This is a genomic window from Bacillus sp. 1A, from assembly GCF_052682215.1.
In genome coordinates, this window is record NZ_JBQYLZ010000001.1 from 642,181 (window position 1) to 654,725 (window position 12,545).

At 33.7% G+C, this 12,545-nt stretch carries 6 protein-coding genes; all 6 read left to right on the plus strand.

The genetic code is table 11. From position 1 onward, the window contains the following. Window positions 1–20 precede the first annotated feature (20 nt). The 6 genes from ACUN0F_RS03440 to ACUN0F_RS03465 all read left to right on the plus strand — a co-directional run bounded on the left by ACUN0F_RS03440 (window position 21) and on the right by ACUN0F_RS03465 (window position 12,517). The gene (locus ACUN0F_RS03440) at window positions 21–5,744 is read left to right on the plus strand and encodes an amino acid adenylation domain-containing protein (protein WP_445539114.1); all 5,724 of its coding nucleotides are present in this window, start codon (window positions 21–23) and stop codon (window positions 5,742–5,744) included. A gap of 319 nt (window positions 5,745–6,063) precedes the next feature. Then, complete coding sequence (locus ACUN0F_RS03445; RefSeq protein ID WP_445539115.1) at window positions 6,064–8,715, plus strand: condensation domain-containing protein; 2,652 nt, start codon at window positions 6,064–6,066, stop codon at window positions 8,713–8,715. A 32-nt stretch (window positions 8,716–8,747) separates the two neighbouring features. After that, window positions 8,748–9,011: an acyl carrier protein gene (locus tag ACUN0F_RS03450; RefSeq protein ID WP_000368639.1), complete on the plus strand. Its 264-nt coding sequence runs from the start codon at window positions 8,748–8,750 to the stop codon at window positions 9,009–9,011. Then, a complete protein-coding gene (locus ACUN0F_RS03455) occupies window positions 9,008–10,156 on the plus strand; it encodes an acyl-CoA dehydrogenase family protein (RefSeq protein ID WP_445539116.1) in 1,149 nt (382 codons plus the stop codon). The genes ACUN0F_RS03450 and ACUN0F_RS03455 overlap by 4 nt, the downstream gene beginning before the upstream one ends. Continuing rightward, complete coding sequence (locus tag ACUN0F_RS03460; RefSeq protein WP_087986119.1) at window positions 10,153–11,280, plus strand: GNAT family N-acetyltransferase; 1,128 nt, start codon at window positions 10,153–10,155, stop codon at window positions 11,278–11,280. The genes ACUN0F_RS03455 and ACUN0F_RS03460 overlap by 4 nt, the downstream gene beginning before the upstream one ends. A 19-nt stretch (window positions 11,281–11,299) precedes the next feature. Then, window positions 11,300–12,517 carry an ACP S-malonyltransferase gene (locus ACUN0F_RS03465; RefSeq protein WP_445539117.1) on the plus strand — a complete coding sequence of 406 codons (1,218 nt, stop codon included), beginning with the start codon at window positions 11,300–11,302 and terminating at the stop codon, window positions 12,515–12,517. The last annotated feature ends 28 nt before the right edge of the window (window positions 12,518–12,545 follow it).

The following is a 12,545-nucleotide window of genomic DNA, read 5'->3' on the forward strand; positions in this document are numbered from 1 at the left end:
ATTGTCAGGAGTGAGTAACTATGGTTGAACGAATAGCGAATAAAGATAAAGTAATTGCCGCAAATGAACGAATAAAGGAAAGAGAATTTTGGTTAGAAAACTTATCAGGGGAACTTGCTGACTGCCATTTCCCTTATGATTACCGGACATCAAACAAACAGGTGAATTTATCAAATGTTAGCATAAAACTAAAAGAGGAATTGTCCGAGAAGATTTTAAAGTTAGCAAATGGATCAGATCTTCAATTGCACATGATTCTTACTGCTGGACTTACTTTGCTGTTAAATAAATATACTAGATTGCAAGATATATGCATTGGTACACCTGTTTTAAAACAAGACAGTGATACTAACCTTATTAATACTTTGTTAGTTTTAAGACATGGTCTTGAGGAACATATGACATTTAGACAAATTCTCCAGCATGTTAGTACAGTAATGGTTAATGCTTTAGAACATCAAAATTTCCCATTGGAAAGTTTACAACCGGTTTTGAGTAACTACCTTCCAGAGGGGCGTAATTATCCATTCCGTACTGCAATTTTGCTAGAGGAAATTCAAGATTTAAATTATTTAAGTGAGAGCAATGCTGAAATTATATTCTCTTTCCGTCAAGTAAATGGGTGTATAGAAGGTGATATGTATTTTAATGAACATCTATACAAAACATCTACTGTTACGCGATTTGGTCATCATTTTATAGACTTGTTAGAGCAAGCTTTACTACAACCGAATACGCCCCATATAGATTTAGATTGGGTTAGTGATAATGATATAAGAGAGTTAATTGCATTTAATCAAACTGAGTTAGATTACCCGCATCATTTAACGGTGATACAGTTATTTGAAGAACAAGTCATGCATAATCCAAATAAACTTGCTGTTTCTGATGACAAAAGAGAAATAACATACGCTCAATTAAAAGAAAAGGTAGATCTGGTTGCCAGTTCTCTATATAAAAAAGGAATTGGAAAAGGACACATTGTTGGCCTTATGATGGATCGATCAATTGATGCAGTCATTGCATTGCTAGGTATTTTAAAAAGTGGGGCTGCTTATTTACCTATTAACATATATTTGCCGTATAAACGGATAGAAGCAATGCTAAAAGAATGTAAATCTCCACTTTGTATAGTAAAACCAGAAGTTATTAGTGAAGATTTTACAAGGGAAATCCAAGATTGTAGTATGGTAAGTTTTAATGAACTACTTGAAACAAAATTGGTTAGTTTCCCTTCAGTAAGTACACCTTACGATTTGGCATATGTTATTTTTACCTCTGGAACAACAGGTAATCCTAAAGGAATTATGGTTGAAAATCGTAGTGTTGTAAATTTAATATTCGGGTTAAAAAATGAAATATATGATAAATATAGTTCCTCTATGCGAATCGGGTTAGTTTCACCTTTTGAGTTTGACGCTTCAGTACAAAACATGTTTGGTGCGCTTTTATTAGGAAATAGTTTATTTATAGTACCAGAGGAAGCAAGAACTGATGGGCAGAAGCTAATTAATTTTTATCAAGAAAAGCAAATAAATATCGCGGATGGAACGCCGATGCATCTTCGATTATTAACTAATTTTATAGATGAAGAGGTAGAATATTCATTTAAACATTTTATTATTGCTGGAGAGGAATTACCACCGAAATTAGCACGGAAATTCCTTGGTTTATTTAATGAAAACTGCCGACCAAATTTAACAAATGCTTATGGACCTACAGAGACAACTGTAGATTCTACATGTTATCATGTTCAGCACGCTGAGTTAGAATTTATGAATCAATTACCAATAGGAAGACCTCTAGCTAATCAAACAGTTTATATTATGGGTGATAATCAACAATTACAACCCGTTGGAATTCCTGGGGAATTGTGTATTTCAGGAGAAGGATTAGCAAGAGGGTATTTAAATCAACCTAAGTTAACTATGGACAAATTTGTTCCTTTACAAATCAACAAAGCGGGTTCTTCTATTATAGATGACAAGGTATATCGTACTGGAGATTTGGCTCGCTGGTTACCAGATGGAAATCTTGAATATTTAGGCCGTATGGATGATCAAGTCAAAATTCGTGGATTACGAATTGAATTGGGAGAAATAGAAAAGCAACTATTACGTTATCCTGAAATTGGTGAAGCTATTGTAATTACACGTAAAAAAGAGGGAGAAGATGCTCCGGTTTTATGTGCATATGTAGTTATGAATTCTTCAGCTAAAGTAGAAGAAGTACGCCAATTCCTTAGAGAGTATTTACCGTTTTATATGATTCCTGCATACATCATCCCGATTGAGCAGTTTCCAATCTCATCAAACGGTAAAATAGATCGGAAAGCTCTTCCGGATCCAATTTGGGAGCAATCCACAGCTTTATTTATTGAACCACGTAACGAAATTGAACAAATGCTCTCTGAGATATGGAAAGTAGTACTTGGAATAGAGAAAATAGGTGTGAATGATAACTTTTTCGAATTAGGAGGTAATTCATTACAAATTACTTCTGTTGTTTCACACATATATAAACGTTTAGGTGTAGATGTACCTATACGTGAAATGTTTCAAAGGCCTACAATTATGCTATTAGCGGAGTATATAGAGAAATATGAAGGGAAGAAAAATTATTCTCAAATTGAGATCGTACCTAATAGAGAATTTTATCAAGCTTCTTCTTCACAAAAAAGATTATATATATTAAACCGCTTTGCTGGAATAGGAACTGCCTACAATATACCAGGTGCAATGTTAATTGAAGGTGAGTTTGATTTTATAAAGGCAGAACAATGTGTCAAAGAATTAGTGGAACGTCATGAATCATTAAGAACTTCATTCCAATTTATTAAAGGTGAACCAGTTCAATTTATTCATGATAGTTTAGATATTAGAATTGAACATTTATATAAATCTGATAGATCAACAATTGAAGAGTTAATACAGGAATTTGTTCGTCCTTTTCAGTTAGATAGGGCTCCACTTATGCGCGTCGGTTTAATGAAATTAGAATTCAATCAATATCTGTTACTATTTGATCTTCATCACATAATTGCAGATGGAGTATCTTTAGCGAAGTTAGAAAAAGAGTTTATAGACCTATATTCAGGCAAAGTCTTAGAGCCTATTAAAATACAATACAAAGACTATGCTAATTGGCAAACCAATCGTTTACATGATGAAGGATTGAAAGAAATTGAAGAGTATTGGGTAGATAAGTTTAAAGGTGAGTTACCAATTCTTATGTTCCCAACCGATAAGCCACGTGGGCTAAATCAAACTTTTGAAGGTGATAGATTAGTATTCCATCTAACACCTGAACTTTCTAATAAATTAAAGTCCTTTGCAGATGAAAGAGAAGCTACTTTATATATGGTACTTCTTTCATCACTGAATATAGTGTTGCATGTGTATACGCAACAGGAAGATATTATAGTAGGTTCTCCAATTGCAGGAAGAATTCATCATGATCTTGAGCCTATCATAGGTATGTTTGTAAATACACTACCTATGAGAAATCATCCTAAAGCGGAAAAGACGATAATTCAATTCTTAAATGAAGTAAAAGAAAATGCGCTAGAAGCATTTCAATATCAAGAATACCCATTTGATGAGTTAGTAAATAAGTTAGACATGGCTTATCATACTAACCGGAATCCTGTATTTGATGTCATGTTAGTGATGCAGAATATCGGAAGAACATCAGAAAAAATAAAAGATATTACATTTAAATCATACGAAATTAAGCATCAAGCTTCAAAGGTAGATATGAGTATAGAAGTATTTCCGGAAGAAGGGGGTCTGCGATTAGAATTGGAATACGCGACAGGACTATATTATCCGCAAACTATAGAGCGGTTTATGATGCATTTTATTAATACGCTAGAGTGGATGGTAGCTAATCCTGAAGCAAAAATTGAAGATGTTAATGTCTTAAGTAAAAGTGAATCCACAAGGATGTTAAATGAACTTAATAATACAAAATTAGATTTTCCTCAGGGTAAATTAGTTCATCAATTTTTTGAGGATCAGGTTGAAAATAAACCAGAAGAAATCGCAGTTATTTCAAATGATGTATCGTACAGTTATTCATATATCAATAATCGAGCAAATCAGCTTGCTCGTTTTCTTAGACAAAAAGGGGTAGATCAGGAAACTAGAATTGGTATCGTTGTGGAAAGATCCGTAGAAATGATTATAGCTATATTTGCTGTGCTAAAATCTGGAGCTGCATATGTACCAATTGATCCTGAATATCCAAAGCGTCGAATGGAACATATTTTAGAGGATTGTAATCCTCAATTTGTACTTACAGAATCTAAATACGTAGGTGAAATTCCATTTGTAGGAGAGATTATTGATTTAAAGCAAGAAAATTTGTACGTTGGTGATACAAGCAACCTGGAGGTTACTAGAAAACCAAATAACTTAGCTTATATTTTATACACCTCCGGTTCTACAGGTAGACCAAAAGGAGTCATGATTGAACATTGTAGTATTGTGAATTTCTTATTTTCAATGTCTCATTTATATCCTATGGATGAATCAGATATGTATTTACTGAAGACACCTTATATATTTGATGTATCTGTTCTAGAGTTGTTTGGGTGGACCATAGTAGGTAGTAAATTAGTAATAATGGAAAATGAGGAACATCGAAACCCAAGAGCAATTTTAAGAACTATAGATAAATATGATGTGAAATTATTAAATTTTGTGCCGTCTATGTTTAGAGCTTTCGTAAATACACTTAATAATGAAAATTGCCAGGTTTTAAATAAAGTAAAGTATATATTACTTGCGGGTGAAGCTTTGACACATGAGGTGGTTAATAAGTTTAAAAAGCATCGACTATCGACCCAAATAGAAAATATGTATGGTCCTACTGAGGCGACGGTTATCGCAAGTACGTTTTCACTTCAAGAAAGTGAAAACTATAATACTATTCCTATTGGAAAGCCTATTCCAAATGTAAGGCTTTATATACTTAATCAGAAACAGAGACTTCAACCTATTGGCGCGGTAGGAGAGCTGTATATTGCGGGAGAAGGGCTTGCAAGAGGATATGTAAATCAAATGAGATTAACTGAAGAAAAGTTTTTACCAGACCCATTTGTAAAAGGGGAGAAAATGTACAGGACAGGAGATCTTTCACGCTGGTTACCTGATGGGAATATAGAATTCCTCGGTAGAAATGATGAACAATTAAAAATTAGAGGATATCGAATTGAGCCAGGTGAAATTTTAGATGCTTTATCTTCACACCATGCAATTAAAGAAGCAGTGATAGTAGACATTCAAGATGAAGATGGGCAGAAAAAGCTTGTAGCTTATTTCGTAGCAAAATCACTTGCATCCATTTCTGATTTGAAATTGCATCTTGCGAAATTAGTACCGAGTTATATGATACCTACTTTCTTTGTTGAAGTTGAAAAAATACCATTAACACCAAGTGGAAAGGTTGACCGACATTCCTTACCTTCACCTAGATCTTTACCTAAGAATGAGGAGGAGAGTATGATGTCTCCTAGTAATGAGTTAGAATCTCGTTTGGTTGAAATATGGAAAAGTATACTTAAGATTGAAGCTGTCGGTATTGAGGATGATTTCTTTGACTTAGGAGGGAATTCTCTACTAGCTATTGAGCTTGATCTTGCTTTAGAAAACGAGAATCTTAATACGGATGACCTAGTCGCATATACAAAGCGCAATATTAAACAACTAGCTGCTTATATAGCAGAAAAGAAAAATAATTAGTATTACTTCATATTGTAAACAAGACTTTTAAGAGTTTAAATTTACACTTGCTATACTGTGGGATTAAAGGAGCTTTCCCTCTTAGCTTTCTGGAATGTTAGTGTTTATTCTGGTGACTATGAGTTAGGGAATTCTCCTCCCTATTTTAGAATGATTAAAATAAAAAAAGTAATTCGAGAAATAAGATTCTTCATATTAAATGTGTTAATAATAATTGATAGCTTTTTAAAGAAGATATACATATCTCTGTCAACTTAGTATAGAGAAATAACCAAATTACAATAGTTTTTCCTGTTGGTAAAAATATAGAGGTGAGTAAATGGGAAATTATACTTCTTCAATCTTATATGATGTTGAGCCTTGTAAAAGTTCGGAACAGAATTGTATTGATGATGTAATTGCTACGTTAGCTAATTGGTTTAAGCGTAAACATTATTTAATGTACGCTAGATTATGGGATTTTGGTTTTTCTCCTGTCGATAATGGAAATTTAGGGGATGGCTTATATACAGAGTCTGGTTATTTTGTAAGTGATTTAGAAAAATATCATGGTATAAAAAGTACTATATTTGATACAGATTCATCCGGTGAAGGATTTGAAATTATATTAGAACAATTATACTCGGGATTGCCTGTGGTGGTAACCATGAATGCATACTGGCTTCCTTGGGATGAGAATTATCTAAAAAATCATATTGTTCATTCATTTATTGTTGTAGGATATGAGCCCGAAGAAGACTGTTTAATTATTACCGATCCATATTTTATGGTTAAAAATACAAAACTTTCAACAGAACTTTTTCATAAGGGTTATCAAAAAGTAAGTACTTTAAAAGTTACTGAAGATGAGATCACAGACATACAATCGATTACAACCGATTTGTCAAATTGGATAAAACATATAAAAGATGAAAAACATATTTTTTCACAAGTGCACCTTTTTGCTACGCAACTAATAAGTAAGTTTGATTTGAATAAAGAGACAGATGGATATTTAGACTTTAATGATGTTCCGTTATTCTCACATTTGGGTCAAATTGTAGATGGCCGAGTAAAGTTTTCAAAAATGCTTTCGTTTCTTGGTGAGCATTATCACTCGGACTTCCAAACTATCGCTGAATCTATGAAGACAGCAGCTGCCAATTGGGGAGTAATTCGTGGATCATTGATAAAAATGCACTTAACAAAATCAGTAACTAAAGAAGGAATAGTAAATATTTCAGATAAAATTCACCATGCTGCAGAATACGAGCAAAATTTAGCTGAACAAATAATGACATTTCTTATTTCTGTTATAGAAGGTAATACAAAGAATGTAATTATAGATTCTTCTCCATCGATGGAGACTACTAATTATGTAAAACCACTCGATGATATGGAGAGAAAGCTAGTTGATATATGGAAAGAAGTTATAGGTAATCCTTGTATTGGTGTAGAAGATAATTTTTTCGCACTTGGTGGTCATTCCCTTCATGCTACTGTAATCAACGCTAAAATATGGAAAGAATTTAACGTGCAATTATCATTGGCAAATCTTTTTGAGTATCCAACAATAAGCACTTTAAGTCATTTTATTAAAAATTCAAAAGAAAATAGGTTGCAAGATATAGAAGTAGTACCGAAATCTGAGGTATACCCGGTTTCATCGACTCAAAAAAGAATGATGTTATTACAAGAGATGGATGGGGTACAGATGACATACAATGTGCCAAGTTGTTTTATTCTTAAAGGAACGGTGGACCGGCAAAGGATAGAATTAGTCTTTGAAAAGCTTATTAAACGCCATGAAATACTAAGAACACAGTTTGAGTGGCAGGGAGATCAATTAGTACAGAGAGTATTAGAACAGGTAACTTTTGAGCTAGAAATGATAAAGGGAGAGGATAAAGAATGGTTGCAACCATTTAATCTTTCTAAGGTTCCGTTAATGCGGGCTGGACTAAAGGAGTTAAAAGATAATAGTTATTTACTTGTAATTGACCTTCATCACATCATAACAGATGGCGTGTCTTTAAGTATCTTTATGCATGATTTTAAGGCCCTATATGCTGGGAAAACATTGCCGGAAAATCGTTTGCAATATAAAGATTATGCTGTGTGGGAACAAAAATTATTATCTTCTAAAGAATTTGATATCCATGAGAAATACTGGGAAGAATTATTCTCAGGGGATATACCAGTTCTTGAATTACCATATGATCGAGGTCGGCCGCCTGTAAAGAGTTTTGAGGGTGAACAATATAATTTCCAAGTAAACAAGGAAATTACTCGGAAAATAAAAAAAATAGCACTAGAAACTGATACGACACCTTTTATGTTACTTATGGCTACCTTCACTATTTTTCTGTACAAGCATGGGGAACAAAAGGATGTCATTATAGGATCACCAGTTGCAGGTAGGCCGCATGCTGATCTGTTACCTCTTATGGGGTTGTTTGTAAATACAATTGCATTACGTTATCAAATAAATCCAGATCAATCTTTTATTAATCACTTGAAAAAAGTGAAAAACGATACGTTAGAAGCTTTCGAACATCAGGTGTATCCATTTGATCAGTTAGTGGAAAAATTAGATCTTTCTAGAGACTTAAGCCGAAGTGCTTTATTTGATGTCATGTTTGTATTACAAAATTCGGATGAAAAACATACAGTTGTGGATGGATTAGAAATTAGCACGGAAACAAACACAGATACACTAACAAGTAAGTTTGATTTAACTCTTATTGCTGAAGAAAATAAAGATATATATGAATTCACTTTTGAATATGCTACATCTTTATTTGATAAATCAACAATAGTAGAATTTGGAAGGCGATTTAACCTTCTATTAGAAGAAATAACAACTCATCCTAATGTTAGTCTAAAAGATATTCAAATGTTAACAAGTGAGGAAAAAGAACTTGTTTTATCTGCGACTCAGGAGAAAGAAAAAATAAAAATAGAGACCGATTTTAATTGGGATATTGGTTAATTGATTTCCCAGGTCTCAGAAGGAGTAATTACATGGATAATCATGAAAAAATACGTCAATACATTAAAAAAAATCTTATTATTTTTAATGCAGAGGAAACTATTGTTGCTAATGATGACAACATATTTGAAAAAGGTTATGTGAATTCGCTCTTTGCTATGCAAATGTTAAATTTTATAGAAACGGAGTTTGATATAGTAGTAGATAATGATGAACTTGATATTATTAACTTTTCTACTATTAATAATATGGTTGATCTAATTAACAAAAAGAAGAATGGGAATTTCACAGTATGAGTAATGCAGAAGAGATTCTGGGAGTAGTTGATGAGTTTGCGGAAAAGAAGCTTCGGCCTCGAGCAAGTGAGTTTGAAAGTAATGAAGAGCTTCCCTATGATGTGATACAAGAACTCTCAAGTTATGGTGTATTAGGTGCAACGATTCCAAAAGAATATGAGGGACTTTCTCTTGATTCTTTAGATTATGGTCGTCTTACTGAAATCATTGGTAAAGCTTGTAATTCGGTTCGTGAATTACTTACAGTTCATGTATCTTTAGTAGGGGAGTCAATTAAAAGGTGGGGGACTGAAGAGCAAAAGAGAAAATGGTTACCTGAGATGGCAAAGGGGAACCTATTATTTTCATTTGCCCTAACTGAGCCAGAGGTTGGTTCTGATGCAAAAGCTGTTGGAACTTCCTATAAACAAGTTAATGATCATTTTATTCTTAATGGGCACAAAAAATGGATTTCTTTTGCTGACATTGCGGATTGTTTTTTAGTTTTTGCGTCTAGTGAGGGAAAAGTTAGCGCTTTTATTGTTGAACGGTCAATGACGGGTGTTTCTACAAATAAAATGAGTAAACTGTTAGCAAGTAATTCCTCGCATATAGCTGAGATTCATTTGCAAGATGTAAAGGTACCAGCTGAAAATTTGTTAGGACCAATTGGGGGTGGATGGAGTTATGTAGTTAACACAGCTCTTGATCATGGTAGATATAGTATTGCCTGGGCGGGAGTAGCCATTGCTCAAGAAGCACTAGAAGCAATGGTAGCTTATTCAAGAAGAAGAAAACAAGGAAATAAATATATATGTGAATATGAAGCAATTCAAACAATTTTAGCAGAAGCAAGTGTAAATATAAAAGCAGCTCGTTCGTTATGCCAAGAGGCTGGGAAAAAGCGTCAGGATAGACATACTGATGCTGTAATTGAAACAACCATTGCAAAATACTTTGCCTCAAAGGTGGCTATGAAGGTAGCCACAGACGCTGTCCAAGTGTTTGGTGGAAACGGATTTTCAAGAGAATATCCTGTTGAGCGTTTATTTAGGGAAGCAAAGGTTTTAGAAATTATTGAAGGTACCTCGCAGGTACTTCAGCCAATTATTGCGCAGCATGCACTTCACACTTGTTCTCAAAAGGGAGGACTTTTAAGAATATGATTTATGAATTGGTAAAAGAAAAGGATGAATTCAAACAAATATCTCCACTTCTCGTTGATTATAAGAACCATCCAATACTTAACGGTATAGCTCATGGTTACAATAAGGGACATATTTATGTGGATAATCCTAATAACCCTAGATGTGCACTTGTATGGGCAGAACAAGAAATTTTTTATTTATTAGGTGATCCTACAAGTAATTTTGTTTCAAGTCTACCAACTTTTATTAAAGAAGTAATTGCACCTGAGGCTGAGCAGATAGGGGATGACTTTTTTCAGGTTGAATTATTACCCGAATCAAAATGGAAACAGGTTGTCGAGGAACAATTGCAAATGTTTATTCCTAAACCTTACACTCGAGTAACATTTACTTTTGATCCAGAGTCTTATAATAAGTTATCTAAACCTAATATGCCTGATGAGGTAACGGTGGAACGTATTACAATCGACATGCTATCAGATAAAAAGTTCGCAATGGTACGGGATGATATTGCTGATTTTTGGGAGTCAACTCAGGATTTCATCCGAAATGGATTTGGTTATGTAGTAATGGTACATGAACAAGTTGTAACTAGTTGCTTATCGGTTTTTGCAACAGATACTGATGTGGAAATTGGAATTAACACTTATGATTTATTCCAGCGAGGTAAAGGGTATGCTTGGTTGGCTGCAAGAGCATTCTTGGATGACTGTTTAAAACAAGGAAGAACACCACATTGGAAGACAGAGGATTTTCGTATTCCATCTATTAAACTAGCGGGAAAAGTTGGATTCACAAATCTTCAAACCTATACAGCTTATGTGTTTCCTTATAACGAATTAGATAATTTCGTTTTTACCGCATACCATCAATTGAGATACTATTCAGATTTTAATAAAGCTAGTGAGTTTGTACAAAAAGCTCGTACTATAGGAGATTTAAATGCATGGCATCACTTTTTACTTTCATGTGGTTATTCATTAATTGATAGAATCGATCTTTCGTTAAAGCATATGAATCTTGCACTAGATCTAGGATGGAATGATGTTTCAGATATTCGCTATGTAGTTGATTTAGTGAATTTAAGAAAAACTGAAGAGGGACGAGCTTTATTAGATAGAGTTGAAGATAGCTTAAGATGAAAATAAGGGAGATAAAAAGATGAATATTGTATTTATGTTTCCTGGCGTAGGATCCCATTATTCTGGAATGGGTAAGTACCTTTATGAAAACTTCCCTGTAGCACGTGAGATATTTGAAGAAGCAAGTGACACTCTAAAAATAGACATGGCTTCCCTTTGTATGGAGAAGATATACAAAGCTGACCTTGAAAAGTTACAAAATTCACAGACTGCTTTAGTAACAACTAGCATGGCAGCTTTTCGAGTTTTTGAACAGGAAATAGGCAATAAACCAGAGGCAATGATTGGATATTCTTTGGGAGAATATACAGCTCTATGTGCTTCTGGAGCAATTGCATTTTCAGATACCTTAAAATTAGTACAAGAACGTAGTACGATTTTGAGTAGCTATGCATTGACTATAGATGGAACTATGGCATGGGTTAACAATCTTGCTCCAGAAATTGTTGAAGGTATTTGTTCAGAATTGTTAACCAAGGGACAGGAAGTATATATATCGGCTTATGACACTCCAAATAAAACATCAATTTCTGGTACAAGCTCTGCGGTTCAGTTAGCTTGTGAAATGCTAGTAGAGCATGGGGGAATTGCAATCCCCCTTAAATTAAGTGGGCCATTCCATTCTCCTATGATGCAACCTGCTGCTGAAAAATATAAGAGTGTACTAGAAAATATAGATATGAAACAGCCATTAATACCTGTCATAGCGAATCATGATAGTTCAATGTATAAAGGTGTAGAAAATATAAGAGAAAACCTTTACTTACAATTAATAAAGCCTGTGAAATGGTTGGACATGATTCACTATCTAATGAATCAAGGGTCTATGAAAGCTATTGAAATGGGACCAAAGGAAGTCTTGAAGTATCTTCTGCAAGCTATTAACCCTGCTATATCGACATGTAATTATGAAAGGGAGAAAGATATCCTAAATACAAAAAATTCTTTTACATTACAAGAATCTGATTATGAAGAAGTAATATCAGGGTGTTTAACTGTAGTTGTAAGTACAAAAAATTATAATACAGATTTAAGTGAGTATCAGAAAAAGGTAGTACGCCCATTTCAAAAGGTCCAAAGTCAATTCGAAGAAAAAATTAATTCGGGGTATTCAGTGGAGAAAAGTGATGTAGAAGAAGCAATCCAAATGATGAAAACAGCACTTATTGAAAAACAAATTAAAGAGAGAGAACAAAAACGTTACCTGCAAAGAGTTCTTCAATGTAAAAGTTTTTAGATATAAATTATAAATATATTAAGGGAGC